The 25,287-nt window shown below is 65.4% G+C and carries 25 protein-coding genes; 11 read left to right on the top strand and 14 right to left on the bottom strand.

Translation table 11 applies throughout. From position 1 onward, the window contains the following. Nucleotides 1-77: 77 nt before the first annotated feature. The gene (locus QCE83_RS07055; RefSeq protein WP_309808351.1) at nt 78-440 is read right to left on the bottom strand and encodes a hypothetical protein; all 363 of its coding nucleotides are present in this window, start codon (nt 438-440) and stop codon (nt 78-80) included. 299 nt (nt 441-739) lie between these two features. Here QCE83_RS07055 and QCE83_RS07060 point away from each other — a divergent pair, with 299 nt between their 5' ends. From QCE83_RS07060 to bfr, 3 genes are all read left to right on the top strand, one after another. Beyond that, nucleotides 740-1,495 carry a hypothetical protein gene (locus QCE83_RS07060; RefSeq protein ID WP_309808352.1) on the top strand — a complete coding sequence of 252 codons (756 nt, stop codon included), beginning with the start codon at nt 740-742 and terminating at the stop codon, nt 1,493-1,495. A 320-nt stretch (nt 1,496-1,815) separates the two neighbouring features. Then, nucleotides 1,816-4,203, top strand: coding sequence for a phosphocholine-specific phospholipase C (locus tag QCE83_RS07065; protein WP_309808353.1), 2,388 nt, complete (start codon nt 1,816-1,818; stop codon nt 4,201-4,203). Between the two features lie 120 nt (nt 4,204-4,323). Continuing rightward, entirely contained in the window at nt 4,324-4,800 is a 477-nt protein-coding gene (gene bfr / locus QCE83_RS07070) for a bacterioferritin (RefSeq protein WP_309808354.1), read from the top strand. 19 nt (nt 4,801-4,819) lie between these two features. On the opposite strand, the gene QCE83_RS07075 is transcribed toward bfr, so the two are convergent. After that, entirely contained in the window at nt 4,820-5,290 is a 471-nt protein-coding gene (locus tag QCE83_RS07075; RefSeq protein WP_309808355.1) for a ribonuclease, read from the bottom strand. 146 nt (nt 5,291-5,436) lie between these two features. After that, nucleotides 5,437-6,267 (bottom strand): sulfite exporter TauE/SafE family protein, encoded by an 831-nt coding sequence (locus tag QCE83_RS07080; protein WP_309808356.1) that lies wholly within the window; start codon nt 6,265-6,267, stop codon nt 5,437-5,439. Nucleotides 6,268-6,854: 587 nt separating this feature from the next. Between QCE83_RS07080 and QCE83_RS07085 the strand changes: the two genes are divergently transcribed. Both QCE83_RS07085 and QCE83_RS07090 read left to right on the top strand, forming a co-directional pair. Then, nucleotides 6,855-8,681: an alkaline phosphatase family protein gene (locus tag QCE83_RS07085; RefSeq protein WP_309808357.1), complete on the top strand. Its 1,827-nt coding sequence runs from the start codon at nt 6,855-6,857 to the stop codon at nt 8,679-8,681. A 145-nt stretch (nt 8,682-8,826) separates the two neighbouring features. Beyond that, the gene (locus QCE83_RS07090) at nt 8,827-10,251 is read left to right on the top strand and encodes a cytochrome c peroxidase (RefSeq protein WP_309808358.1); all 1,425 of its coding nucleotides are present in this window, start codon (nt 8,827-8,829) and stop codon (nt 10,249-10,251) included. A 135-nt stretch (nt 10,252-10,386) separates the two neighbouring features. Here the strand turns inward: QCE83_RS07090 and QCE83_RS07095 are convergent, their stop codons facing one another. From QCE83_RS07095 to QCE83_RS07105, 3 genes are all read right to left on the bottom strand, one after another. Further along, on the bottom strand, nt 10,387-12,732 hold the full coding sequence (locus QCE83_RS07095) for a polysaccharide biosynthesis tyrosine autokinase (RefSeq protein WP_309808359.1): 2,346 nt from the start codon (nt 12,730-12,732) through the stop codon (nt 10,387-10,389). A gap of 246 nt (nt 12,733-12,978) precedes the next feature. Then, complete coding sequence (locus QCE83_RS07100) at nt 12,979-14,298, bottom strand: cellulase family glycosylhydrolase (protein ID WP_309808360.1); 1,320 nt, start codon at nt 14,296-14,298, stop codon at nt 12,979-12,981. Next, entirely contained in the window at nt 14,295-15,644 is a 1,350-nt protein-coding gene (locus QCE83_RS07105; RefSeq protein WP_309808361.1) for a hypothetical protein, read from the bottom strand. The genes QCE83_RS07100 and QCE83_RS07105 overlap by 4 nt, the downstream gene beginning before the upstream one ends. Nucleotides 15,645-16,395: 751 nt before the next feature. Between QCE83_RS07105 and QCE83_RS07110 the strand changes: the two genes are divergently transcribed. Then, a complete protein-coding gene (locus QCE83_RS07110) occupies nt 16,396-17,169 on the top strand; it encodes a hypothetical protein (protein WP_309808362.1) in 774 nt (257 codons plus the stop codon). 21 nt (nt 17,170-17,190) lie between these two features. On the opposite strand, the gene QCE83_RS07115 is transcribed toward QCE83_RS07110, so the two are convergent. Next, entirely contained in the window at nt 17,191-17,697 is a 507-nt protein-coding gene (locus QCE83_RS07115; RefSeq protein ID WP_309808363.1) for a CBS domain-containing protein, read from the bottom strand. Between the two features lie 55 nt (nt 17,698-17,752). Then, nucleotides 17,753-18,079, bottom strand: a complete 327-nt coding sequence (locus tag QCE83_RS07120) for a zf-TFIIB domain-containing protein (RefSeq protein ID WP_309808364.1) — start codon at nt 18,077-18,079, stop codon at nt 17,753-17,755. A gap of 254 nt (nt 18,080-18,333) precedes the next feature. On the opposite strand from QCE83_RS07120, the gene QCE83_RS07125 reads away from it, so the two are divergent. Continuing rightward, a complete protein-coding gene (locus QCE83_RS07125) occupies nt 18,334-19,035 on the top strand; it encodes a carbonic anhydrase (RefSeq protein ID WP_309808365.1) in 702 nt (233 codons plus the stop codon). Nucleotides 19,036-19,080: 45 nt separating this feature from the next. Here QCE83_RS07125 and QCE83_RS07130 read toward each other — a convergent pair whose 3' ends face one another. After that, nucleotides 19,081-19,629 carry a DUF4142 domain-containing protein gene (locus QCE83_RS07130; RefSeq protein ID WP_309808366.1) on the bottom strand — a complete coding sequence of 183 codons (549 nt, stop codon included), beginning with the start codon at nt 19,627-19,629 and terminating at the stop codon, nt 19,081-19,083. Nucleotides 19,630-19,782: 153 nt separating this feature from the next. Between QCE83_RS07130 and QCE83_RS07135 the strand changes: the two genes are divergently transcribed. After that, entirely contained in the window at nt 19,783-20,004 is a 222-nt protein-coding gene (locus QCE83_RS07135) for a zinc ribbon domain-containing protein (RefSeq protein ID WP_309808367.1), read from the top strand. Between the two features lie 193 nt (nt 20,005-20,197). Continuing rightward, nucleotides 20,198-20,473, top strand: coding sequence for a DUF1488 domain-containing protein (locus tag QCE83_RS07140; RefSeq protein WP_309808368.1), 276 nt, complete (start codon nt 20,198-20,200; stop codon nt 20,471-20,473). A 111-nt stretch (nt 20,474-20,584) separates the two neighbouring features. Here the strand turns inward: QCE83_RS07140 and QCE83_RS07145 are convergent, their stop codons facing one another. Both QCE83_RS07145 and QCE83_RS07150 read right to left on the bottom strand, forming a co-directional pair. Further along, nucleotides 20,585-21,217, bottom strand: a complete 633-nt coding sequence (locus tag QCE83_RS07145) for a response regulator (RefSeq protein WP_309808369.1) — start codon at nt 21,215-21,217, stop codon at nt 20,585-20,587. Next, on the bottom strand, nt 21,154-21,609 hold the full coding sequence (locus QCE83_RS07150; protein WP_309808370.1) for a glycine zipper domain-containing protein: 456 nt from the start codon (nt 21,607-21,609) through the stop codon (nt 21,154-21,156). Before QCE83_RS07150 ends, QCE83_RS07145 begins: the two co-directional genes overlap by 64 nt. A 322-nt stretch (nt 21,610-21,931) precedes the next feature. Here QCE83_RS07150 and QCE83_RS07155 point away from each other — a divergent pair, with 322 nt between their 5' ends. Further along, entirely contained in the window at nt 21,932-22,882 is a 951-nt protein-coding gene (locus tag QCE83_RS07155; protein WP_309808371.1) for a DMT family transporter, read from the top strand. Nucleotides 22,883-22,895: 13 nt separating this feature from the next. On the opposite strand, the gene QCE83_RS07160 is transcribed toward QCE83_RS07155, so the two are convergent. The 3 genes from QCE83_RS07160 to QCE83_RS07170 form a co-directional block, all read right to left on the bottom strand. Next, on the bottom strand, nt 22,896-23,429 hold the full coding sequence (locus QCE83_RS07160) for a cupin (protein ID WP_309808372.1): 534 nt from the start codon (nt 23,427-23,429) through the stop codon (nt 22,896-22,898). A 91-nt stretch (nt 23,430-23,520) separates the two neighbouring features. Next, nucleotides 23,521-23,721, bottom strand: a complete 201-nt coding sequence (locus tag QCE83_RS07165) for a hypothetical protein (protein WP_404984745.1) — start codon at nt 23,719-23,721, stop codon at nt 23,521-23,523. Between the two features lie 81 nt (nt 23,722-23,802). Continuing rightward, nucleotides 23,803-24,150, bottom strand: coding sequence for a hypothetical protein (locus tag QCE83_RS07170; protein WP_309808374.1), 348 nt, complete (start codon nt 24,148-24,150; stop codon nt 23,803-23,805). Nucleotides 24,151-24,358: 208 nt separating this feature from the next. On the opposite strand from QCE83_RS07170, the gene QCE83_RS07175 reads away from it, so the two are divergent. Next, nucleotides 24,359-25,276 (top strand): LysR family transcriptional regulator, encoded by a 918-nt coding sequence (locus QCE83_RS07175; RefSeq protein WP_309808375.1) that lies wholly within the window; start codon nt 24,359-24,361, stop codon nt 25,274-25,276. Nucleotides 25,277-25,287 lie beyond the last annotated feature (11 nt).

Here is a 25,287-nt window from a genome sequence, read left to right on the forward strand (position 1 = left end):
CCGGCATGCGCCGGGTTGAAAAGACAGTCCGGGAAGGACTGTCCGCGTGGACATGAAGCATGAGGCTGTCACAGGCCTCAGGAATGAATGACGACGTTGTCCGCCCTCTCCTCGGTTCCGCTCGCTTCCCTGTGCAGTTGCACAAGCCAGCCTGTAGGGCACGCTTCGCTGATGCAAAAGCGGCCATGGACGCCGTCGCGCTCCCAGACGACATGACCGCTGTCCCGCGCGTCGTCGAACGCCGTGCGCGCGCGGTGCCTCACGAAGCGCCAGAGCATGCCCGACAGGCACAGGATGACGCTCCGGGTGGCGATGGCCGCCATCCATCCAGGATGACCGATGCACGCCAGCACGATGAGGGCGGCGCTCTCCATGACCATCGCCGAGATCGCGAAGAGGACGAGGTTCGCTCGAATGGCGCCGAACTGAGGCAGGCTCATCTGAAGCTTCCGGTATGACGCAACCTTGGTTGCATGAATGCATGAATGCCTGAACACCGAGTCATCGACAAGCTTGAGGTTGCCGTGCTTAAGAGAAGCTTAGCCATGCGCATCGAAGCGAAAAAACGAACGCATGAAACCGACCTGAAATGCGCCGTGAAGGAAGCTGTCAAGCAACGGCATCGATCAGACCCGCACGCCGCCTAAGCCTTTCATAAGCGATCGCTCACTAAGCTCTCCGCTCCTCCATGCACGATGCGGCCTGCATCGTCACGTCCACGTCCCTGAGCGGAGCCCTCATGCAAAAACACCCTGCGGTCACGGCCAAGGTCCCCGAAGTCACCTTCGGCTTCTGGCTCATCAAGATAGCCGCGACGACGCTCGGCGAAACCGCCGGCGATGCCGTCTCCATGTCCATGAAACTCGGCTATCTGCTGGGCACGTGCATCTTCGCCGCGGTGTTCATCGTCGCCGTCAGCGCGCAGATCAGGGCGCGCCGCTTTCAACCCGCGCTCTACTGGTTCACGATCGTCGCGACGACGACCGTCGGCACGACACTCGCTGATTTCGCCGACCGCTCGCTCGGCATCGGCTACGCCGGCGGCAGCGCGTTGCTGCTGACGCTGCTCGTGATCTCGCTTGCGGTCTGGTATCGCGCGACGGGATCGGTATCGATCGCGACCGTGTCATCGCCGCGTACCGAGATGTTCTACTGGGTGACCATCATGTTCTCGCAGACGCTCGGCACCGCGCTCGGCGACTGGACCGCCGATGACGCCGGCCTCGGCTACACCGGCGCCGCGCTGATCTTCGGCGGACTGCTCGTGGTCATTGCCATTGCCTTCTACGCGACCCGCGTGTCGCGCACCTTCCTGTTCTGGAGCGCGTTCATCCTGACGCGGCCGCTGGGCGCGGTGCTCGGCGACTTCCTCGACAAGCCCGTGGCGCAGGGCGGACTCGAACTGAGCCGCTATGGCGCGTCGCTCGCGCTGATGGGCTTCATGCTCGTCTGTGCGTTCACCTTCAGGCAGCGCCCCGCGCGCGCCATGCATTGAACGGGACGGCCCCGAATTCCGTTATCGACACCATTCCGTCATCCTTGCCCCCTATATTCCTCAGTCACCCGGACCTGACAGTCACCGTACTGACGGTTACGGGCATGCTTTACGTGCATTACGACGTCCTTGGGCTTCCACGAGCGGGGTCTCGGCAGGCAGTCTCCTTCCCGGGCGACATCGAGCATGGAGCGCGGCCGGCTCACGCAGCCTGGCCGTGACAAGCCATGCCGGTGCGTTGGGCGGACAGGCTGCGGTGAACGCTATCGAAGGTTTCGACGCTCATTGCCTCCAGCCAAACGAGAAGGAGCACTTCCCCCGTGAACTCCCGCCGCAAGTTTCTCCAGAGCACGGCCACGGCCGGCCTGTCAGCCGCCGCGCTCAGCGTGTTTCCCCCCAGCATCCGCCGCGCGCTCGCGATTCCCGCGCATCACGAGAGCGGCACGATCAAGGACGTCAAGCACGTCGTGATCCTGATGATGGAAAACCGCGCGTTCGATCATTACTTCGGCACCTATAAAGGCGTGCGCGGCTATGGCGATCGCTTCACGATCCCGCTGCCGGACGGCCGCAACGTATGGCAGCAGATCGACGCGAGCGGCAACGTCGACCTGCCCTACCATCTCGACGAAACGCGCGGCAATGCCCAACGCGTCACCGGCACGCCGCACAGCTGGGTCGACACCCAGGCTGCGTGGGACGGCGGCCGCATGGCGGCGTGGCCGGTGTCGAAGAAGAACCAGACGATGGGTTATTTCGACACCGCTGAAATTCCCTTCCAGCGCGCGCTCGCCGAAGCCTTCACGATCTGCGACGATTACCACTGCGCGTTCCTCGGCGGCACGCATCCGAACCGGATGTTCCACTCCACCGGCACGAATGGCCCGGCCTACGGCAAGACCTTCGTGAACAACTTCACCGGCGACTACACGGTGGCGTCGTCGGCCTCGGCGTACTTCGACTGGAAGACCACCGCCGAGCGCCTCGAAGAAGCCGGCGTGAGCTGGAAGGTGTACCAGAACATCATCAACACCTACGGCTGCAACCCGCTGCTGGGCTTCAAGAAGTTTCGCCAGGCCAACGAAGCGCTGCCGGCGGCACGCCAGGCCAACGCCTCGCTCACCCAGGCCGCCGAGCCGGTCTACAACCCGGCCGATGCCGCGGCCCAGCCCCTCATCAAGGGCTATGCGAACACGCTGCCGACCACGGCCGCCGATCCGAACACCAACGGCACCTTCGTCGAAGCCTTCGCCGACGACGTGAAGAACGGCCGTCTGCCGGAGGTGTCGTGGGTCGTTCCGACCGACGTCTACTCCGAGCACCCCGGTCCGTCGAGCCCGGTGCAGGGCGCGTGGTTCGTGCAGCAATTCCTCGACGCGCTGACCGCCGTGCCCGAGGTGTGGAGCAAGACCGTGCTGCTCGTCAACTTCGACGAGAACGATGGCTTCTTCGATCACGTCCCGCCCGCGGCGGTGCCGTCGCCGAACGGTGACGGCAGCTATGCCGGCAAGACCACGCTCTCGGGCAGCGAGCTGGGCGTCGAGTACTTCACGCATCCCTATGTCACGCGCGCCGACACCGGCGCCGCGCCCGACAGCCAGCCCGCCGCACCGGACGGCAAGCCGTATGGTCCGGGCCCGCGCGTGCCGCTGTGGGTCATCTCGCCGTGGAGCCGCGGCGGCTGGGTCAACTCGCAGACCTTCGACCATACCTCGGTGCTGCGCTTCCTCGAGGCGCGCTTCGGCATCAAGGAAAGCAACATCTCGTCGTATCGACGCCTGATCAACGGCGACCTCACGACCGCCTTCAATTTCGCGACGCCGAACAGCGAACCGCTGCCGACGCTCGCCGGCGAAAAGAGCAAGGCCGACGCCGATGCGCTGCGCGCCACGCAACAGGCGCTCGGGCAGATCGTGCCGGACGCCGGTCGCGGCATGCCGGCGCAGGCGAACGGCTTCCGTCCGTCGCGCGCGCTGCCGTACGAGCTGCATGCGAGTGCTCACGTCGATGCATCCAGCGGCGGCGTCAAGCTGCTGTTCGCCAACACGGGCCGCCAGGGCGCCGTGTTCCACGTGTACGACAAGCTGCATCTGGACCGCCTGCCGAAGCGCTACGCCGTCGAACCCGGCAGGACGCTGGACGACCTCTGGACCCCGGCCTCCGGCGACCTCGGCAAGTACGACCTCTGGGTGCTGGGTCCGAACGGCTGGCATCGCGAATTCAAGGGCGATCTCTCCGCGCTGAAGGGACGCCGGGGCAGCAACCTGGAGATCCGCGTGGGCTACGGCACGCTGACCGGCAACCTGCATCTGCAACTGCGCAACGACGGCGCAGGACTGGCCCAGTTCACAGTGAAGTCCAATCGGGTCTATGGCGCGCTGCAGGCGTTTCCGGGTCTGCCGTTGCCGGGCTTCGGACGCGGCCCGTCGGGCTTCGACGGCTTCGCGGCCGCCGGCTTCGGCGCCTGGCCCGCACCCGCGCCGTTCCCGCGCACCGACAGCCTCGGCCCCGGCCACACATGGACGGTCAGCACGGGCGGCCTGCTGCCGGTGGCGCTGTTCTGGAATCTCGCGCAGACTGGCTTCTGGTATGACTTCGAGATCACCAGCAACACGGACCGCAGCTTCTATCGGCGAATCGCGGGGCGCATGGAGACCGGCCGTCATTCGGTCTCCGATCCGGCGATGGGCATGACGGACGCGTTCTGAGCGTAGCGCGAGGCATCGGGCGGCGGCCCGGTGCTTCGCGTCTTGCGTCCCGCTGCGGCTGAATTCGCCGGGTCGCGAATGCGTATATGCTTTCCGCATCAGTCACCGGCGAGCGAAATCATGCAGAGCGATCCGAAAGTTATCGAGCTTCTGAACGCGGAACTGAAGAACGAACTGACTGCGGTGCATCAATACCTGCACCATGGGCGCCTGTACAAACACTGGGGACTGATAGAACTCGGCGCGCATGAATACGCGGAGTCGATGGACGAGCTGACGCATGCGGACCGCTTGATCGAACGGATCCTCATGCTCGACGGCGAGCCGAATCTGCAGGATCTGCATCCGCTCAGCATCGGCAGGACGACGCCCGATGCCTTGAAAAACGATCTCGCGCTCGAACGGGCGGCGCAGTCGCAATGCAAGAGCGGAATCGTCTATTGCGAGTCAGTGCGGGATTTTGTGTCGAGGCAACTGCTGGTCGAGTTGCTGGATGCCACCGAAGAGCACATCGACTGGCTGGAGATACAGATCGGGCTGATCGACAAGCTCGGCATCGCGAACTATCAGCAATCGGCCGTGAGCAAGCCGGCATGAAGCAAGCCGGCTCCCTCCCCTAGTCTCCGATGCGCTTGAAACTCGCGTAGTAATCGTCGGTGTAATAGCAGTCGCGAATCTGCTTGCGCGCTCCGCCGCATACGATCCGGCGCAAGCCCCGGTCCGCCGCCCCGGGCGTACGGACGGTATAAGCGTGGTAGTAACCGCGCGCATGCTGCGGCAGCAATGACGCGCTGTTGCGGAACAGGACACCGTCCTCGCCGAACGGAAAGGGCCCGCCCGACTGGACCAGGCGCAAGGTCTCGGCGGCTTCGCCGGGCAATTGCGCCTTCGGGATGGTGGCCGGCGCGCCGTGGTCCTGCGCGCCCGAGGCGGCGGAGACGCCGCTCGCGACCGATCCGAGCTGGACCGGCGCCTGACTCGCGGATGCGCCTGCGTTCTGCGTCGCATCCTGCGATCCGCCCTTGCCGCATCCGGCAAGCGCCGCGCTCAGGGCGACGGCGAATGAGAAAGCCCATGCTCGCTTCACGAAACGGTTGCCTCCGGGTTGAACCGCGTTCGACGTTCAGGACCGGATCGAGAGTAGCGCTTATGACGGGGTGAAGCAACGCAAAGGCGCACATCGCCGGGACAAAGTCCGGCCTGACCATTCCATACGAACTTTGGCTCCGGGCGTCATGAGCCGGCTCGGCCGGTCAGGATCGACGCATACAGGTTGATGGCGGGCATGAGTTCGTCGCTGAACCAGTGCGCCGGTATCGCCAGATGCAGCAGCTCGCCGATGATCACGGTCACCATCAGGCCCACGATCCAGCGCCGCGCATGCTCGGACACCGCGATGCGCGCGCCGATCAGCCCGCCCGCAAGGCTGCCGAGCCCCATGATTCCGCCGACGCCCCAGTCGATGTTGCCGTGCTGCATGAAGACCAGCATGGCGGCGCTGGTGGTGAAGAGCGTCGCGAAGTTCTTGACGATATTGGCTTCGACGAGCGTCAGTCCCGCCGCGAGCACCAGCACCAGAAGCATGTAGGTTCCCGAATCGAGCACGATGAAGCCGGTCCAGATGCCCACGAAGAAGAGCAGCGCCACGGTCCGCGCATGGAAGCGGAACTCGCTGTCTCCGGCGGCGTTCAGCAGTTTCTTGAGCTTGGTGAAGATCAGGATCAACGCGACGATCACCGCGCCCACGATGACCTTGCGCAGGTCGTGTCCAGGCAGATGTTCGCTCGCCAGCGCGCCGACGGCCGCGCCGAGCGCGAGCGGCACCGCGACCTTGAGCGCGCGGCGCCACGGGATGACGCCTTCGCGCGCGACGCCGACCGTCGCCGCGAGCGCGCCGACGAGCACCGGAATGCGGTTGGTGGCATTCGCCGTGGCGGCATGCAGACCGATCGACATCAGGATGGGCAAGGACACGGCGGAGCCCGATGACGCCACGGTATTCAGGAACCCGCACAGCAATCCGGCGACGAGCACCATGGCGATGATTTCGACGCTGAGAGTCATGCTGATTCCTTTCAGGTTGATTGACGGGGATAAATGCGATTTCACGACGAAGTGACACGTCGGGTTTCGCGTTGGGCAAAGGCGGCGAGGCTTTCGTAAGTAATATGAATATTGAATTGCAAGGAACGGTCGAGTGGCTGCCGGGCCTTATTGCTTGTCCGGACGCTGATTGAAAGCCTGGCTTTCAATGCGGTGCCGAATCAATCTGGCCATACGGCTCCCGGAACAGACGCCACGATAAGCCTCGAGACTAAGCCGAGAATTACGCTGGCAAAGCTTCTGTCCGAGCCTCGGCGACTCCCGCCGCAAAGGCAGTGAGACGCCTCGCTGATTCCCCTCAAGCGACGCATTGCACGCCGCAAATCTTTCAAATTCCGTTAGCCAATTCGATTAAAAGAAATCAGAGAGTAATGAAACCGTATGTAAATACCAGTAAGGAATTCGTCCCGGCTTCGCCATATTGAAATGTTTCAATTCCGGTGCTCCAAGTCCCGGCTTGAGCGCGCTTGCAAATCCATTCAAAAATAACCAGCCACTCCAGCCTGTCGGTCCTGGAGCGCTGTGCGGCAATCTGGAGCCCCCAACGAATGTCCTATAAGACTATCCTTCCCTGTGCGATCTCGGTCGCGGCGCTGCTGGCCATGGCGGCCTGCGGCAGTTCGCACGATTCGGGCGGTTCCACCGCGCCCGCCGTCTCGGCGCAAGATGCGCTGAAGACCGCCACCCCGATCAAGCATCTGGTCGTGATCTTCGGCGAGAACGTCTCGTTCGATCACTACTTCGCCACCTACCCGAACGCGAAGAACGTGGCCGGCGAGCCCAGCTTCACCGCCGCCGCCGGCACGCAGACGGACATCGCCACGCTGGCCGCCGCGGGACTCACCGGCGCCGCCAATCCGAACGCGCAACCGGGCTCGCCGAACATCGTCGCCGCCACGGTCAACGGCCAGACGACCACGCCGCCGAGCGTCGGCAACGTCGCGCTGACGACCACCACCGCGCAGCCGTTCCGCCTCGACCGCTCGCAGGCCAACACCAAGAGCCAGAACCACAGCTACGGACCCGAACAGCTCGCCGACGACAACCTGAAGATGGACGCGTTCCCACTCTTCACGTCGGCCAGCTCGATCATCACGGGCAGCACGGGCCAGTTCGGTTCGTCGGCGCAGGTGCTGGGCTATTTCGACGGCAATACCGTCACGGCGTACTGGAATCTCGCGCAGAACTACGCGATGAACGACAACGCGTGGACCGACACCTTCGGCCCGTCGACGCCGGGCGCGATCGAAGTGGTCTCGGGCCAGAACCAGGGCGTGACCGTCACGCCGAATCCGAAGAACCCGTCGGCGACGACCGGCAACGCGATTCCTGACGGCCAGGGCGGCTTCACGATGATCGGCGACCTCGACCCGACCACCGACGTCTGCACGACCGCCGCGCTCGGCGCCACCTCCGGCCCGACCGGCATGATGGGCGGCAAGAACATCGGCGACCTGCTGAACGGCGCGGGCATCACCTGGGGCGGCTTCATGGGCGGCTTCAACCTGCAGACCGTCAACGCGAACGGCACGACGGGCTGCGCGCGTTCGACGTGGTCGGACGTGCTCGGCACCGCGCCCGCCGACTACGTGCAGCATCACGCGTGGTTCCAGTACTACGCATCGACGGCCAATCCGACGCACCAGCGCCCGACGACGACCGCGATGATCGGCTACACCGAGCCGACGCTCGACAACACCGCGACGCCGGTGCATCACCAGTACGACGTCGACGACTTCTTCACGGCGGTGAAGGCGGGCAATTTCCCGTCGGTGAGCTTCCTGAAGGCGCCCGCCGTCAGCGACGGCCATCCGGGCAACTCCGATCCGCTCGACGAACAGGCTTTCGTCGTGAAGGTGACGAACTTCCTGCAGCAGCAGCCGGACTGGAAGGACACGCTCGTCGTGGTGGCCTATGACGACTCGGATGGCTGGTACGACCACGTGGTGCCGACCGTCAAGTTCTCCTCGTTCGACAAGTCCCTCGTCACCAAGGTCGGCACGGCTACCTTCACGGGCGCGGACCAGTTGTCGGGCCAGGGCGAGTGCACCGGCACGGGCGCGACGCAGCCGCTCGGCATCAACGGCGGCCAGGTCAATGGCCGTTGCGGTCCGGGCACGCGCACGCCGTTCCTGATGATCTCGCCGTGGGCCAAGGTCAACTACGTGGACCACACGCCGATCACGCAGGCTTCGGTCGTGCGCTTCATCGAGGACAACTGGCTCGGCGGCGCGCGTCTCGGCGCCGGTTCGTTCGATGCGACGGCCGGCGACATCCGCGGCATGCTCAACCTGACCGGCACGGGCAATGCCTCGACCGTGTTCCTCGATCCGAGCCTCGGCACGAAGCTCGCCGCCGCGCCCGCCGGGAGCTGAAACACGGCCGTGCGCCCTGCCCTCCGCCTTGCGTCATCTCACACGTGAAGGCGGGGCGCCCAGCCCCTTTCGCCACGGCTCGAGCCGGCGCCCCGACGCGCCGGCTCGATGATTTTTTTTCAAGCCTCTCTTCATCTCCATCGTCATGAGCTCTCCGAACCCTGCCCTGCCGCCCTCGCTCTCCGCCGGCGCCGCGCCGCGCCTGTTGCCGCGCGTGCTCGGCTGGTCCGCCGCGATCGCCGCGGCGGCCTGCGCCGCCTTCGCCGCCTATGCGCTCGTCTATCCGGAGCGGGTGCCCTTGTCCGTCGGCACGCTGGTCGAGGATCTCACCGGCGCGAATCCGCAGCCCGTGGCGCTGCACGTTCCGCCGAGCCAGCCGCTGAGCGCGGTGGCCCTGCTCGGCAAGCAGATCTTCAATGACGCGTCGCTGTCGGCATCGGGCAAGCAGTCCTGCGCGTCCTGCCACAACCCGGATCACGCGTATGGCCCGCCCAACAATCTCTCGGTGCAGCTGGGCGGCGAGCACATGACGCAGGCCGGTTACCGGCCGCCGCCGTCGCTGGCTTATCTGTATCGCCAGGCGCCGTTCTCGATCGGCCCCGACCAGAACGACATGGACGCCGCGCCCGTCTCGCTCGACCAGCTCGCCACCGCGGCGGCCGGCACGCAACGCGCCGCGAAAACGGCCGGCGTCGCGCCCGCCGCGCCCGCGCTGGTGCCGCAGGGCGGCCTGTTCTGGGACGGCCGCGCGAGCACGCTGCAGGACCAGGCCCTCGGGCCGATGCTGAACCCCGTCGAGATGGCGAACCACAGCCCCGACGAAGTCGCACGCAAGCTGATGAACACGCCGTACCTCGACCAGTTCAAGCAGCTGTTCGGCGAGCGCATCGTGAACCAGCCCGATCTGCTCGTCGATGAAGCCATGTTCGCGGTGGGTCGCTACCAGTTCGAGGATCCGTCGTTCCATCGCTTCACGAGCAAGTACGACTACTGGCTGCAAGGCAAGACGCGGCTCACGCAGGCGGAGCTGCATGGCCTGCGCCTGTTCAACGATCCGGACAAGGCCAACTGCGCCGGCTGCCATCTGAGCAAGCCGACCGCCGATCATTTGCCGCCGCTCTTCACCGACACGCAATACGAAGCGCTCGGCGTGCCGCGCAACCGCGACCTGCCGATCAACCGCGACCCGAAGTTCTACGACATGGGCGTGTGCGGGCCCTTCCGCTCCGACGCCGCCACGCTGACGCAATACTGCGGCATGTTCCTCACGCCGACGCTGCGCAATGTCGCGACGCGCCACGCGTTCTTCCACAACGGCGTGTATCACGACCTGAAGCAGGTGATGAACTTCTACAACCTGCGCAGCGCGGACCCGGCGAAGATTTATCCGCTCGACGCAGCGGGCAAGCCGCAGCAGTACGACGACTTGCCGCCGCAGTATCACGCGAACATCGACGTCACCGATGCGCCGTTCGACCGCAAAGCAGGCGACAAGCCCGCGATGACCGATGACGACATCCACGACATCATCGCGTTCATGAACACGCTGACGGACGGTTATACGCCCTGATTTGATCCCTGAAGCGCGCTTGAAAACCGCCGCCCATGAAAAAGCCGGAGGCTGGCAACCCAGCACTCCGGCTCAAGAAACGGCGGCGGCTTTTATTAACGGCTTCTTGCTTGCACGCCCGCCCCGAACAACGTATTACCGCGTGGACGTCCGGATGCCGTATTCTTCGCGCGCACCGTAGCGTCCCGGTGCGAAGCCGTTGAATACGTGCCCGCCCACCTTCGCGCCGACATTCTCCAGACGGCGCAGCGTCTCCTCCAGTTGCCTTGCCCCCGTACGATCCGCGCGCGAGACCAGCAGCACGAGGTCGCAGTTCTGCATCGCGATCGACAGTGCGTCGGCGACCGGCAGCACCGGCGGCGAATCGATCACGATGTAGTCGTAGATGTCGCGCAGCATCGTCATCATTTCCTGGAAAGCCGGACGGGTCAGCAGCTCCGCCGGGTTTTCCGGGAATTCGGCGCCCGCGTCCATCAGCGAGAGTCCGCCGTCGCCGATCGGCTTGATCGCGTCTTCCACCTTCGCCGTGCCGGCCAGCACTTCAGCCAGGCCCGGATGCTCGCGGTCGTCGGTCAGATGACGCAGGCGGCCCTGGCGCATGTCGGCGTCGATCAGCAGCACCGAAGCGCGCGTCTCGGCCAGCAGGTAAGCGAAGTTCGACGACACGAAGCTCTTGCCCACACCCTGCGTCGGACCCGTGAAAAGGATCACGCGGCCGCCGTTGTCGTGCGCGCCCGGCGCCTCGATCACATAGCCCGGGTTCATCACCGCCGTCGTGTGGCCCGTATGGCCGACCGCGTGGCTCAGCGCCATCGGGTTCATCGGGTTGAGCGGGTTCATCGGATGCAGGCCATGGAAGCCCGGATGATTCGCCAGCGGCACGCCGGAGAGCATGGCCCGCACGCTGCTGCGCAGCGAACGCAGGGCTTCGACGCTCGGATCGGTCGGATTCGTCATCGCGAGCAGGCGGGCCGGCGCCGCGTTATGCGTGAGCGCACGGACATCCTGACGCAACTGCGCGGTCGAACGGGCGATCACGGCGAGACGCGGCACTTGCGAGAAGTGATCGATCTCTTCCGGGCTGCGCAGTTCACGGCGATGCAGCGCGATCGCGTAGATCGACACCGTGCTCAGGAACAGGCCGCCGAAGATCGAGCCGAGCAGCACGATCCACGCGCGCGGCCACGACTGCTTCTCGGGCGCGATGGCCCAGTCCACCACGGCCATGCCCGGCGGCGTGCTGGCCGCGGCCACTTCGAGCTGCTGCGCGTTGGTGAGCACGCTGGTGTAGAGCTGCGTCGTCACGGCGACATCGCGCGACAGTTCGACGTATTGCCGCTGGATGCTCGGCAGCGTTGCCGCGGTCTTGGTCGCATCGCCGATCTCGCGCTTCACCTGGTTCAGCTGCGTGAGCGCGCTCTGATACGGCTCGGAATCCGGACGATAGCGATGCTGCGCGGCGTCGAGCGCGAGCTGCAGCGTCGTCTGGCGTTCCTCGAGGGCGCTCATGCGCGTGATCAGCGCGACGTTCTGCTGCTGCATGTCGACCGTGCCGGTCTGCGTGCGGAACGTGTTGAGACGGCTTTCGGCGCGTTCGAGATCGGCCTTCAGCGCGGGCAGGCGCTGCTTCAGGAAGTCGAGGCTGGTCTGCGCCTGCGCGGCGCGGCGCTCGACGTCGCGTTCCTGATAGTTCTTGACGATCGCGTTGACCATCGCCTGCGCCTCGAACGGCGATTCGGCCTGATAGGTCAGGTGGATCAGCGCCGGATCGCGCAGTGCCGAGTCACGCGGCGGAATCGCCGTGCGCAGGCGTTGCAGCACGTTGTCGAACGTGGTCTGCTGCGAGTACTTCGTGATCTGGAATTCGACGCCGGGACGGGCACGCAGCGTGTCGATGCGCAGTTCGCCGGGCGCCGAGCCTTCGGGCGTCGTCACCTGGAACGGCACGGTCTCGCCGACCTTGCCTTCGGCCAGACGGGCATCGTCCTTGTCATAGAGCGTCCAGCGGCCGCCTTCGCCTGCGATGATATGAAACTTCATCTGCAGCGCGGCCTTCGGCACGTTGAACACGCCCGGCGTCAGGCGCTCACCGCCCCACGCGTATTGATCGAGGCCGAACGGCGCGGGCACGAGTTCGCGGTCGGTCGCGTGACGCATCGCGAACCAGCGGCCGATCAGCGGAAAATGGCTTTCGGTCTGCACGACCGTCTCGGCGCCCGTCTGCGCGATCGCCGCGCTCACGACCGAGCGCGAGGTCAGCACGTCGCTTTCGTCGTTGGCGGAACCTTCGGCCGCGATCGAGCCGGACACGTCCGACAGCGAGCTGATCGCCACACCGGCCTTGCTCTGCACGCGCAGCAGCGCTTCCGCGCGATACTGCGGCGTCGCCAGCAGGATGTACAGCACGCCCGCCGCGCAGCAGGTGCCGGTGACCGCGCCGAGCAAGGTCTTGTGACGTACGACGCTGCGCCAGAGATCCACGATTCCGTCACCACGGTGCGGAACTGGCGTCATGGTGGGGCGCATGTTGTATGAAAGCATGTTATATCCCTAACAAAGAAGTAAAGACCAAGGACGTCAGTTACGACTGGCCATCGTCGGTAAATCCATTACGGCATCCAAATCGATTCAACTGGGCAGGGGTGCGTTTTCCCCGTCCGCACCCCGCCCTCCCCGCACACCACCGCAAACCTCAGCTCAATCTCGTTGCCCGAGTCGTTGCCCGGGTCACGATCCCGCCGTGACGAACACCGGACCCTGCGCTTCGGTCACCGCCAGCACGCCGCGACTCGTGATCGGCTTGCCGTACATGTCCGTGATGACCGCGTTGGCCGGCAGGCGCGAGACATCGACATTCATCACGTTGCCTGCGCCGTAGCACCACACCACGTACTTCGTCGCGCCGCCCGTCTCGAACTTGAGCACCGCGATCTTCTCGGCGTCATCCATGAAGTAGCGCGCGTTCTTCACGCCCGCCGTGAAACCGAACAGATGCTTCACCGCGTGGTACGCCGGCAGCTTCGCGTTGTCCGCGTCGAGCAAGCCGAAGTTGTGTTCCATCTCCTTCGGATCGCGACCGTCGTTGCGCATGTCGTAATACGAGGTCAGGCCGACCTGCGCCATCCAGTTCATCAGGAACAGCCGCACCGCATACTTCGCCTGGCGAGCGCGCGCTTCCGGCGAATGCCCGTTGCCGATGTCCTTCACATAGTCGTACGCATAGGTCGGGTATGACCATTCGGTGGCCCACACTTGCGGACGCTTCTGATACGTCGAGAGGTCTTCGCGCAGCGCGGCGTAGTCGTCGAGCACCGTCTCCGGATACTGCTGCCGGTAGGGATGCACGCTCACCGCGTCCGGGCCGCTCTTGGACTTCGACGCGCTCATGTCGCCCACCGCGCGGATGAAGTCGCGATCCACTTGCTGCACGCCGCCGGTCGCGATCGTCACGTCCGGATTCGCCTGATGCGCGGCGCTCACCGCCGTCTCCAGCAACGCGCGATACGCGCGCGGCGAAGGCGGCGCGAGCCAGTAATCCTTGTGGTCCTGCTCGTTCCACACTTCGAAGCGCACCGGCGCGTTGCGATAGCGGTACACCGACTGGACCACATACGTGCGGAAGGCGGCGAGCTGCGGCGCGGTGGTCGGCGGCTGGTCCGGGCTGAACATGTAGTGCTTGTAACCGAGGATGAAGAGCGCGCCCAGGCCGCGTGCCTGGAGGTTCGACACCAGGCCGTCAAACTCGCCGAAGTGCCAGCCGTCGCGCGCCTGCACTTCTTCCCAGAAGAGATCGGTGCGCACGAACGAGAAGCCGACGTCCTTCACGGCATCGAGCAGACGCGGATCGCTGATCTGGTGGATCGCCACGCCGGTGTTCGCCCGCGACGCGCCGAAGCGCGGCGCCGCGACATAGTGCTCTTCGGCGGAGCCGGCCGCGCCGTCGAGCGTGACCGTCGGTGCGGGCGATGCCGCCAGCAAGGCGCCGCAGCACGCAAGAAGGCCGGCCAGCGTCACGCGCCGGACCAGGCGAGGACCGAGGCTTCTCACGTCAGATGCCTCCCGTAGCCCGTCACCGGCGCATTCAGGCGCGGGTCGAGATGCTGGTGCTCGTCGATCACCACACCGGAAGCGGGCGTCTGTCCCGGCACCGTGATACGGCTCAGCGGGTTCATCGGGCTCAGGCGGCTGTAGGTCTCGGGCACGCTCACATGCAGATAGCGGATCGTCACGCCGAGGAACAGCAGACAGCCGATCGATTCGCAGATGTCCGTGCTGGCGCAGGCGAACAGCAGGTACAGCAGCATGACCCAGGAGGTGCGCACGGCGTTGTCGTCGGCGCGCAGCATCAGGCGCACGAGGGCCCAGACGAGCACCACCGTGCCGATCAGGCCGAAGCTCGCGACCGCATACAGCACGGTGTTGTCCGCGTAGGCGACCTGGAAGCCGAAGGCGCTTTCATAGTAGGTCGATGCCGAACCGAAACCGCCCGGGCCGAGACCCAGCCAGATGCGATTGTCCTTGAGCAGCCCTTCGATCAGCCGCGGCCACGTGTTCCACATGCGGTCCTGGAACGAGGCCAGCGTCACGTAGCTGGAACCCGCGAGGTTGATCGCGGCAGTGGCGAGGAAGGTCACGATGGGGAAGCCGACCGCCACGCCGATCGCCCACAGGCAGGCGCGCTTGATGGTCGGGGTCGCGAAGAAGCAGTGTGCGCAGACCACCAGCACCATCGCCACCGGCGCGGTCTTGTTGGTGGTGGCGTACACGGCGGCGCCCGCGCAGCCGAGCAGCGCCAGTTGCAGCAGGCTGGAACGCGTGCGCGTCAGGAGCCACGTGGTCAGCAGGCCGACCATAAGACCGGTGGAGGCGCTGTCGCGGCCGAAGCCGGTCAGCCGCGAGGCGACGCCGACATACGAGTTCATCGCCACGGCAACATTGTGCCCGCCCACCGATACGCTCTGCCCGACCCACGGCATCGGCGCGAAGCTGTTCAGCAGCAGGCCAGTGAAGCAGGCCGCGGCCAGCAGGAAGAAGGCGATCCGCGCCGCGCCGCTGTTGAGGAGCTGCAGCGCCTGTGGCGACGCCGTCAGCGCGAACAGCATCGGCATCACGGTCCATACCCAGAAGCCGACCGCTTCGGGCGCCACGCCGTGCGCCAGCGACACGAAGGATTGCGCGAGCAGATACAGCGCGATGAGCGCGTGATTGGCCTTCGGCCGCTTGATGATGATGAGAAGCACCCAGGCGAGCATCAGCGCCTTGGGCAGATAGGTCGCGGGCGCCAGGTGGATCATCGAGGTCGCATAGCGGATCACGCCCGAAAGCACGTCGCTCGACACCGCGATGATGAAGGTCGCCACCCAGAGTTTGTCTTCGAGCGTTGCCCTGTTCATTGATACCCCGTCATATGTCCGTGTTCGGATCGTCGTTTGCCGCAGGCACCGGTGATAACGCGTTGTGATTCTGTTCAAGCGTCGCGGTGTGCGTATCGAGCCTGGCCGGGCCCGTTTTGTTGAGATCGAAAATTACCCGGATGCTTAATCGTCATCCGTGCGCGGACGCACGTAGCGCCGGGCGGCCCCTCCTCGCCAACGTTTGCTGTGTCGGCTGGCGCTCATAACGCGGGGCGCGGAGAACGTTTGCCGGGGCAATTCCGGCCGGGACGCGGGATCGATTGGTCGTACCGCTCGGGGTAAGTCCGACGTGCGCGCCGCCGCAGAGCGCGTGCGCCGTCGTACATTCCCGCTGACACCCTGCCGTTAGGATTGCCGCACAAAGTCCGGAAATGTACTCACTGGTTAGTCGTGGCGGGGACGTAAGACGGACAGCGCTACGGATCGGCAAGGATCCGGGCACGACACAACAAGACAAGCAAGAACAAGAAACCGCCATGAGCGAGACCAGCCGGCGTCACCTTCCCGCGCAGCCGTTACGCGCGCCGCTGCATGGACAGACCACCCTGCAGCGCGCCGCCCATGCGCCGGCACGCGCCGTCATGTCATGTCACGGCGATCGGCCGCAACGGTCCGCGCCGGACGGGCGGACTCACGTGTCGACAGGCGGGCCGTCAGGCACGCAGGCGACGCCGACGCATCCACGTCCACCACGCATCGCAGTCAACCAGTCGTCATCTTCGGGAAAGCCATGAAAAAACAGGACCACGCGGCGCTGCTGCGGGCATGCCGGGGAGAGCTCGCCGTCTTCGAGTCGGTCGTGCCGAAGCCCTTGCTCGCCGAAATCAAGGGGAAGCTCGACGCCGCCCATGCGGCGACGCCGGATCACAAGCAGTTCTTCAACAGCGCCAAGGACATCCTGCACACGCTGCGCGAGATCCCGAAGTTCAAGGAACTGGAGAGCGAATCGGTGCGGCTTGCTTCCGATTGGGTCGACAACACCTTGCAGGCGAAGGCTGCGATGGGTCCGTGGTTCGGCCTGCGCGTGGGCAGCGTCGCGCAGGAGGCGAACAGCCATTGCCGTCACTATGATTCGCACGTGCTGACGTTGGTGATCCTGCTCCAGTCCGCGAACGACGACGAGCGCGCCGGCGATCTCATCGCCTATACGAAGCCGCGCCGCCTGCCGGGCCGCGTGAGCAACCTCTTCACCAAGAGCCTGCAATGGACCGAGCGTCACCTGCCGCTGCCGGTGCGCACCGCGCGCACGCAACGGCATCTGAAGCAAGGCATCTGCACGCGCGTCAAGGGCAAGCCGGGCAGCATGTTCATCTTCAACGGCTTTCTGATGCAGCACTGCAACCTCGACGTGCTGAACGGCGAGCGCCGCAGTCTCATCGTCCATTACCTGGATCCGGGCCTGTCGATGGGACTCTCGGCGCTCAACCGTTTCCGCCGCGACTTCGCGCCGCCGACGGATCCGGCGCGTCCGGTCGAGCCGATTGCCGGCATGGATGCAACCTGAGTTGCAGGCCGATCAGGCGAATCAGGAGAAGCGCGTCTCGAGCGTCTGCGGGATCGTGCTGCGGCGCGTGAGCGCGCAGGTCGGGGCATCGTCGTGCGGGCCGCGCACATAGCGTTCGAGCTGGTCGATGGCGAACTGCTGCTCGTCGATCAGCTGGCGCACCATGTCGCCGATCGACACCATGCCCACGAGCCTGCCCGCCTCCATCACCGGCAGATGCCGGATCCGGTGCTGCGTCATGAGCGCCATGCAGTCTTCGGTGCTCGTGCCGAGGCGCACGGACAGCACGGGCGCGGTCATGATCTCGCAGACCGTGGTCGTGCGCGACGCCCGGTCCATCAGGATCACCTTGCGCGCGTAGTCGCGCTCGGTGACGACGCCGCAGACCGCATCGCCCACCAGAACCACCAGCGCGCCGACCTGCGCCTTCGACATCAACAAGACTGCTTCATGGACGCTTGCTTCGGCATCGATCGTGTGAACCGTTGCGTCGCGTTTGCTTTCGAGGACCTGCTTGACCGTCGCCATTGACGTTCTCCGTGGTGCTGCGTGGATGAAAGTGCCTGGATGGAATGCAGCGGGTTCAATCGAAGTCGAACAATTCGCCGAGGAAGGACTTCTTGCGCCGCGGATATTCGCGCCCATTGCGTGGATCGACGGTGCGATGGTCGCCGTGAGGGTAGTCGTCGCCGCGTATCGGGCGACGCTCGCGCCCGTGATTCTGCTCGCGCTGCCATTCGTCACGTTCGGTCTTCATTTCGGCAAGCGACGTCTGTTCGGCGCGCCGGATCAGCTGATCGAGTTCGCCGCGGTCGAGCCACACGCCGCGGCACTGCGGGCAATAGTCGATTTCGATGCCGTCACGGACGGTCATCAGGAGGTCGCTTGCGGGACAGACGGGGCATTTCATTTCGCTTCCTTACTTTTTGCTTTCGATGAAAGCAATTTAGCGAAACGATAGCGGTCGAAAAATACGTGTTTTCGGATCTTTTGCTTCGGATTAACCGAACTAAGCGGACATTTACGTGCCGAAGGGAGCGTTTTTTCAGTCTGGATGCGCGCTGGCCGAATGGACGACTTGCAGCCGCTGCCGAAAGTCCGCAAGCTCTCGTCCTGAGGCGACGCGCGTGATGCGTCGCACACGCACCGCTAAAAGGTTTTCCCATGCCCGACACATCCGCGAAGAACGACGAACGCGAAGGCGCCGAGACGCCCGACCTTCTGTATCTGCTGCAAGGCGTCGACGATTTCGGCCGTCACGTGTTTCCCGACAGCGAAGCGCTCTTCAAGAGCCTCGCGCGCCGCCAGACGCCGCATACGCTGTTCATCACCTGCGCGGACTCGCGCGTGTCGCCGGAGATGATCACGCAGACGCGTCCCGGCGAGCTGTTCGTGTGTCGCAACATCGGCAATATCGTGCCGGCTTATGGCGAGATGCTGGGAGGCGTGTCGGCCGTGGTGGAATACGCGGTGCTCGCGCTCAACGTGCGGCAGATCGTGATCTGCGGCCACTCGGATTGCGGCGCGATGAAGGGACTGGCTTCGGGCGCGACCATCGCCGAAGAGATGCCAACGGTGCACGCCTGGCTGCGCAACGCGGAAGCGGCCCGCAGCGTGGTAATGGCGCGCAAGCTCGAGCAAGAGCGCATCGTCCAGGCCATGGTGGAAGAGAACATCCGCCTGCAACTGACCCATCTGCGCACGCATCCGGCCGTGGCCGGACAACTCGCGCTGGGCAAGATCCAGGTTCAGGGCTGGGTGTACGACATCGGCCGCGGCAAGGTGTCGGTGTACGACGAAGCCGACAGCAAGTTCGAAACGCTCGAACAGGCGCGCCTGCGCATGCTGCGCAAGGCCGCGCGCTAGGACAGCGGCGCGCGGCGTCATGCATTCGAGGCTGGCTGCGGCGCGTTACGGCTGCACGCCCTTCCTGGCGGCCAGATCCTGCGCCATCTTCAGGTGCGACTGAATCGTCGGCAGGGCCTTCTGGGCGGCCTGCTTCAGCTTGGGGTTCTGACCTTCGGCGGCTTCCTTCTGGAAAACCTGCACCGCTTCCTGATGCCCCTGGATGCCGAGCTTCTGGATGTAGGCGGTGTCGAACTCCTTGCCGTGCAGCGCCTTCAGTGAATCGAGCGCGGACGGGTCGGAGTTGTTCATCGGGACCGTCACGCCGTGCGGCGCGGCCATCTTGAGCTGCCTGGCCAGCTTCATGTGATCCACCATCATGTGATGGGCGAAACTCTTGACGTCCTTGTCCTGCGACTGCTTCGTCGCAAGCTTCGCGGCATCGATTTCCGTGGATCCCGCGGATGACGCGGCCTGCACAAAAGCCTTGTCGACAGGCGGCAGGTCGTTGGCGACCGTGGTGCTGGCCGCTTCTGTCTGGGCGGGCGCGCCGAGCGGAACCGCCGCGATGACCGCAGCGGCCAGTGCCGCGCGCAGCGTTGTAGTGCGTTTCACTGAGTCTCCTTGAGCGGAACGTTCGTCTCCTGGCAGCAATGGCGATGCCATGCCATGTCGCATCAGCACGGGCACGCGGCGGACCGAAGATGAACGCTTCGCGCCAGCTTGCTAAACTGGACTGGTAAGCCACCCTTCCCGAACGGAACACCCATGCCTGTCTATGATTACGAATGCGCATCCTGCGGCGCATTCGAAGCCGTCCGCCGCATCGCCGAGCGCGACGATCCCGCCGTCTGTCCCGAATGCGGCGTGATCGCCGCGCGCGTGACCATCGGTGCGCCGAGCGTCGGCGGTTCCGGCGCGCAGGCTTCCGGCGCGGAGCATGCCGGCAGCTACGGCATGCGCCATCGCGGCGGTTGCGCGTGTTGCTAAAAGGCCCGGCGTCGGGCGCATGCGGGCACGGCCATTGCAAAGGGTGGTTGAAATGCCGGGCCGCGAGGCCGGGCGTATGATGCCTTCAGACGGTGCGCATCGCGTGCCGTCGGGAGCATCGTCGTAGCGGAGCGCTTGCGTCGCCTGCGATGAGCGCGTTCTGCGTATTCCCAACGAATGTCAGGAGGTGAGGATGACGATTGAGTTCAGCGGACGACGTCATGTCGTGGCGGCAGCGCGTGTCGCATTCGAGGCCAATGTGGACGATCGCGAAGTCTGGTGCAGTGTCTCCCTCGATGCGCTCAACGATCACTTCGGCAACAGCGGCACGTCTTCGCATGACCTTCTTTCCGCCTTCGAAGGAGGACGCGTACAGATCGAGGACGCCGCTCGGCGTGCGCTCGAGCGTAATCACGGTCAATCGGTCGAACTGGAAACCAACGACTTCAAGACGTCCAAGAGCATGTGACGCAGCCGTTTCCAGCTGTTTTCAAGCGGCGCATTCCGTACTTGCCGGAATGCGCCGGCCGCCCGCGTCAGCGGGTTCCGGCTCATTCCCCAGTGCTTGCTCAGTGCTAGCTCAATGAGCGTAGAAACACTTCAGCACGTCGTACATCCACCAGACCGGACATGGCGTCCGGCAGAAGCCGTCATAGCCTGCGCCGAACAGACTGTCACGCGGATCGCGCAACGCGTCTGCCGCCAGCGCGATCATCAACGGAAGCTCGGCGGCATTGCCGGTCTCGGCCAGCGCGGCACGCATCATCCGTGCGACGGCGTGGTCATGTTGCTCGCCCACTTGCGTATCGACGAACAGCACCTGCGGGCGCCACTTCCGGGCCAGCACGAGCGCATTCTGCGTCTGGCCGGCCTGTACGGCTTCGAAGCCGCGCATGGCCAGCAGCAACGCGAACGAGTCGCCGACATTCGATTCCGAATGCACGATTAGCACACGCCGCGGGCCAGCCAGCGCTGAGGTCCGTTGGTTCCAGATTTCGCACCGCTCGGTGCAGATGTCGTACGAACGTTCTTCCATGGTGGCGTGCGCGCGATGAATTGCATCGCGCGTATCCACGATCCAGCAAGGTTGAGGCCCGCTTTGGTCACGCAAATGCGATCCGGCGCGGCCATTCGGGCCATTCCGGTATTTCAGCGCGCCGCCAGCAAGCCGATGATCAGACCACCCGCCGCCGCAAGCGCAATCGACTTCCACGGATTGTCGTGTACGTAATCGTCGGTGCCGTCGCTGACTTGACGGTAGTGCTTCGCCAACCGCTGCTGTGCGTCCGCGAGCACATCGCGCGCGCGGCGGGCTGCCGGCGGCGACGGATGGAACCGGCTGCCCTGCCGCTCCGCCGCGGTGGCGGCCGGTTGTGCGAGCACTGCCGGGCTGTCGCCGCCTTCGAGCACGCTGCCATGCACGTGATACGGCGCGTGATGACTGGGCTTGTGCGCTTCACCCGGCGCAAGCGGCATCACGGCGGCTTCCTTGCCCTGCGCCGCACCGGGCGCGAGCGCGGCTTCCATCGCAGTGGTCACCGAGCGGCGTATCAGCGGCGGTTCGCCGGGCTGCAGCGGGGATGCGCTGCCGTTTGCATTGTCCATGGTTCTCTCCTGAGAGGGCGGCGTGCACGGCGCCGCAAGAAACGTACTTTCTGCCCTATGCGGCAAGGTTCGCACCGTTTCCCGATGACGGCAATCGGCTGATGCGCCTGCCCGGCAGCGCGCCCCGCCCTTGGCAATTTTTCTCACATATCGGTGAGAATTGCTCGTTTGCCGCCCCGCCCGCACACGCCTACGATGCGGGCGTGGAACGAAGCCCCGCGCGCCCTCCGCTGCATGTTTCGTTTCACGCCGCGCCGAAACGTCAGCCCCGTTGCAGTGGCTACGATGGCTTCACGATCGACTCTTATAACAACGCCCAGCCATGAATCCCGCCAATCTTGCTCAACTGTTCGTGCTTGCCGCGCTGTGGGGCGGCTCGTTCCTGTTCATTCGCGTCGGCGTCGCCGATTTCGGCGTGGCGCCGCTGATGGCGCTGCGCGTCGGCATCGGCGCGGCGTTCCTGCTCCTGATGCTGGTGCTGCGCGGCACGCTCCGTCCGGCGCTCGTCACCATGCGCCAGCGCGCGTGGCCCCTGCTCGTGGTCGGCATTCTCAATTCAGCGCTGCCGTTCTGCCTGTTCGCGTATGCCGAGCTGACCCTGTCGGCGGGCGTGACCTCGGTCATCAACGCGACCACGCCGCTGTGGGGCGCCCTGGTCGCGTTCCTGTGGCTCGGCGACCGGCTCACGCGCATGCGCATCGCGGGCCTGGCGCTCGGCTTCGCGGGCGTGCTCGCGCTGGTGTGGGACCAGATGTTCACGCACGACGCCAGTGTCGCCGCCGTATCACCGCTCGCCACCGCCCTCGCCGCCGTGGCCGCGCTCGCCGCGACGCTGTGCTACGGCATCGCCGCGAGTTACACCAAGCGGCATCTGATGGGTGTCGATTCGCTGACGGTCGCCGCCGGAACGATGAGCGCCGCCACGATCGTCCTGCTGCCGTTCGCGCTGATCTGGTGGCCCGCCGGCGCCGTATCGATGCACGCCTGGGGCGCGGTGCTGGCACTGGGCGTCGCGTGCACCGGCATCGCGTACATGATGTTCTTCCACCTGATCGCCGTCGCCGGACCGGCCCGCGCCATCACGGTCACCTTCGTCATTCCGATTTTCGGGATCCTGTGGGGCGCGTGGTTTCTCGCCGAACACGTGTCGGCCGGCATGGTTGCGGCCTGCGCCGTCGTGCTCGTCGGGACGGCGCTCGCGACCGGCGTCATGACGCGCGTGCCGTTCATCGGCAGCCGCCGCGTCGACACGCCGAAGCAGAGCAAGGCCTGAGCGCCACTGTCGTTCAGTGCCAGTGTTGGCGCAGCGGCCCGTCCTCGCCCGCGACGGGATCGCTGGCCGGAAACGGCAGCGCTTCCATGGCGGCGCGTTCCCGCTCGTCAAGGGCATCGCGCCGGATGTCCCACTGCTGCCCCGGCGGATAGGCGCCCACCACCTGGAAACGGCGCCCCGAGGTAAGCAGGCAATGGCCCGTGCCGGCGGGCAGCACCAGCACATCGCCCGCGCTGACCGCGATCACACGGCCATGCGGACCGCCGAGGATCAGCTCGGCATCGCCGGACGCAATGCCCAGCGCCTCGTGCGCGGTGGAGTGGTAGTGGTGATAGTCGAAGACGCTGTCGCGCCATTGCGGCGGCCAGCCGTTCTGCGAAAACAAGGCTTCGAAGCGGCCGGCGCCGTCAGGCGCGAGCGGCCCGATCGCGCCGCGCCAGAGCATGACCGGCAGACGCCGGTTGTTCGGCACCCAGCCGTTCTCAGGCAACATGAAATGCTCGCAATGCGCGTGTTGCGCCAGCAAGCGGGCGGTGTGCTCGGTCATGATGCGCAGTCTCCGGAACGATGAAGACCGGCGCAGCAACGGGCGTTCCTATAAATAAAAAGCAGCCGGAACGCCCTGCAATGCAGCGGCATCAGTGTCCGTGCCAGTGACCTCCGCCTCCGCCGAAACCAATCCCCAGCGACACCGAAGGCGCCGCGTAATAACCAGGACCGTAGGCGTATCCATACGCCGGCGCATAGCCATAACCGTAAGCCGGTGCGGGCGCGTATCCATAAGGCGGCGCATAGACGCAGCCGCCGAGGCCGGCCGCCAGCAGCAGCGCGGCGCTCACAGCCAGCGTGCGCACGCGGCGCGCCGGGCTTCGGGTTCGTGACGAGTTATCCATGATGTGTGCTCCCCGGGAAATTCGCCCTTACCAGTGACGGTAGCCATAGCCGCCGTGATGCGCGTACCAGTCGCGCCGCGCCCAGTAGCGGTTGCCGTCCCAATAGCGGTCGCCATGCCAGCCCACATAGATGGCCGGTCCGGGCGCCATGACCACCGGCGCCGGCTGGTACATGACCGGCGCGGGCGGCGCGGCATACACGGGCGGCGGCGGCGCGACGTACACCGGCGGCGGCGGCGCCACATAGACCGGCGCGGGCGCCGCATACACCGGGACCCCGAGATTGATGCCGACGCTCACCCGCGCCATCGCCGCTTCGCATGCCAGTCCCGCCGACAGTGCGATGCCCACTCCGATCAAGCCCTTGACGTTCATTTTTATCCCCCTCGTGGCTGCGGCCGCAGACCGGCCATGTATCCAGAGTAGCGAGGCGCCTGCCCCGCCGGGTTACAAGCCCTGTAACAGATGTGAACACTGAAACGAATGTGCGGAAACGCGCGCCGCGCGTTTCCGTTCGGGTCGGGTTGCGCGCCGGACCGCCGCCATGGGATAGTTCCGGCTTCGTCAAAAAACCGGCAGCACGATGGACCTATTGCGGAGCATGAGAATCTTCGCGCGCGTGGCGGAAGCGGCCAGCTTCACCGCTGCGGCGCAGCAAATGGATATCACCACGGCGCAGGCGTCGCGCGCGGTGACCGAACTCGAAACTCATCTGCGCACACGCCTGCTGAACCGGACGACGCGCCGCGTCGCGCTCACCGACGCCGGCAATCGCTATCTCGCCCGCTGCAAGGAAGTGCTGGAACTGGTGGACCTGTCCGAGGCCGAAGCCAGCGACGCACAGGTTCTGCCGAGCGGCGTGCTGCGCATGCATGCACCGATCACCTTCGGCCAGCATTACGTCGTGCCTGCGCTTACCAACTATCTCGAGGCACATCCGCAGGTGCGGGTGGAACTGACGCTGTCGCAGCACGTGCCGGACATGCTCGACGAAGGCTTCGACGTGTTCCTCCAGGTCACCACATCGACGCTGCCGGATTCCGCCTTCGTCTCCACCAAGATCTGCTCGATGCCGAGTGTGCTGTGCGCATCGCCCGGTTATCTGAAGAAAGCGGGCGCGCCGCGCAATCCGGAAGACTTGCCGAAGCACGCGTGCCTGCAAATGGTGACGACCGTGTTCCCGCTCGACCGCTGGCTGTTCGATGGCCCGCGCGGCCGGGTCGAAGTGGATCTGGAGCCGGGCCGGCTGCGCGTGAATTCCGCCGATGCGCTGGCTGTCGCGCTGTCAAACGGCCTGGGCATCGCGCCGCTGCCGATGCTGGCCGCCCTGCCGTGGCTGGAAAGCGGTGCGCTGGTGCGCGTGCTGCCCGAATGGGAACTCCAGTCGATGACGATCTACGCGATGTATGCATCGCGCCAGTATCTGGACGCGAAGATCCGAACCTGGATCGCGTTCCTGAAGGAATTCGTGCAGGGCACGCTTGCGAGCGAACACGCCTGAATTTCGGCGCG

Source organism: Caballeronia sp. LZ034LL (assembly GCF_031451215.1).
In the GTDB taxonomy this organism is placed as follows: domain Bacteria; phylum Pseudomonadota; class Gammaproteobacteria; order Burkholderiales; family Burkholderiaceae; genus Caballeronia.

Coding starts and splice junctions, on each gene's coding strand:
- QCE83_RS07150 (WP_309808370.1), bottom strand. CDS start 21,609: ATGGACAATGCAAACGGCAGCGCATCCCCGCTGCAGCCCGGCGAACCG.
- bfr (WP_309808354.1), top strand. CDS start 4,324: ATGCAGAGCGATCCGAAAGTTATCGAGCTTCTGAACGCGGAACTGAAG.
- QCE83_RS07125 (WP_309808365.1), top strand. CDS start 18,334: ATGCCCGACACATCCGCGAAGAACGACGAACGCGAAGGCGCCGAGACG.
- QCE83_RS07055 (WP_309808351.1), bottom strand. CDS start 440: ATGAGCCTGCCTCAGTTCGGCGCCATTCGAGCGAACCTCGTCCTCTTC.
- QCE83_RS07060 (WP_309808352.1), top strand. CDS start 740: ATGCAAAAACACCCTGCGGTCACGGCCAAGGTCCCCGAAGTCACCTTC.
- QCE83_RS07135 (WP_309808367.1), top strand. CDS start 19,783: ATGCCTGTCTATGATTACGAATGCGCATCCTGCGGCGCATTCGAAGCC.
- QCE83_RS07160 (WP_309808372.1), bottom strand. CDS start 23,429: ATGACCGAGCACACCGCCCGCTTGCTGGCGCAACACGCGCATTGCGAG.
- QCE83_RS07170 (WP_309808374.1), bottom strand. CDS start 24,150: ATGAACGTCAAGGGCTTGATCGGAGTGGGCATCGCACTGTCGGCGGGA.
- QCE83_RS07110 (WP_309808362.1), top strand. CDS start 16,396: ATGAAAAAACAGGACCACGCGGCGCTGCTGCGGGCATGCCGGGGAGAG.
- QCE83_RS07175 (WP_309808375.1), top strand. CDS start 24,359: ATGGACCTATTGCGGAGCATGAGAATCTTCGCGCGCGTGGCGGAAGCG.
- QCE83_RS07120 (WP_309808364.1), bottom strand. CDS start 18,079: ATGAAATGCCCCGTCTGTCCCGCAAGCGACCTCCTGATGACCGTCCGT.
- QCE83_RS07155 (WP_309808371.1), top strand. CDS start 21,932: ATGAATCCCGCCAATCTTGCTCAACTGTTCGTGCTTGCCGCGCTGTGG.
- QCE83_RS07140 (WP_309808368.1), top strand. CDS start 20,198: ATGACGATTGAGTTCAGCGGACGACGTCATGTCGTGGCGGCAGCGCGT.
- QCE83_RS07080 (WP_309808356.1), bottom strand. CDS start 6,267: ATGACTCTCAGCGTCGAAATCATCGCCATGGTGCTCGTCGCCGGATTG.
- QCE83_RS07090 (WP_309808358.1), top strand. CDS start 8,827: ATGAGCTCTCCGAACCCTGCCCTGCCGCCCTCGCTCTCCGCCGGCGCC.
- QCE83_RS07115 (WP_309808363.1), bottom strand. CDS start 17,697: ATGGCGACGGTCAAGCAGGTCCTCGAAAGCAAACGCGACGCAACGGTT.
- QCE83_RS07085 (WP_309808357.1), top strand. CDS start 6,855: ATGTCCTATAAGACTATCCTTCCCTGTGCGATCTCGGTCGCGGCGCTG.
- QCE83_RS07105 (WP_309808361.1), bottom strand. CDS start 15,644: ATGAACAGGGCAACGCTCGAAGACAAACTCTGGGTGGCGACCTTCATC.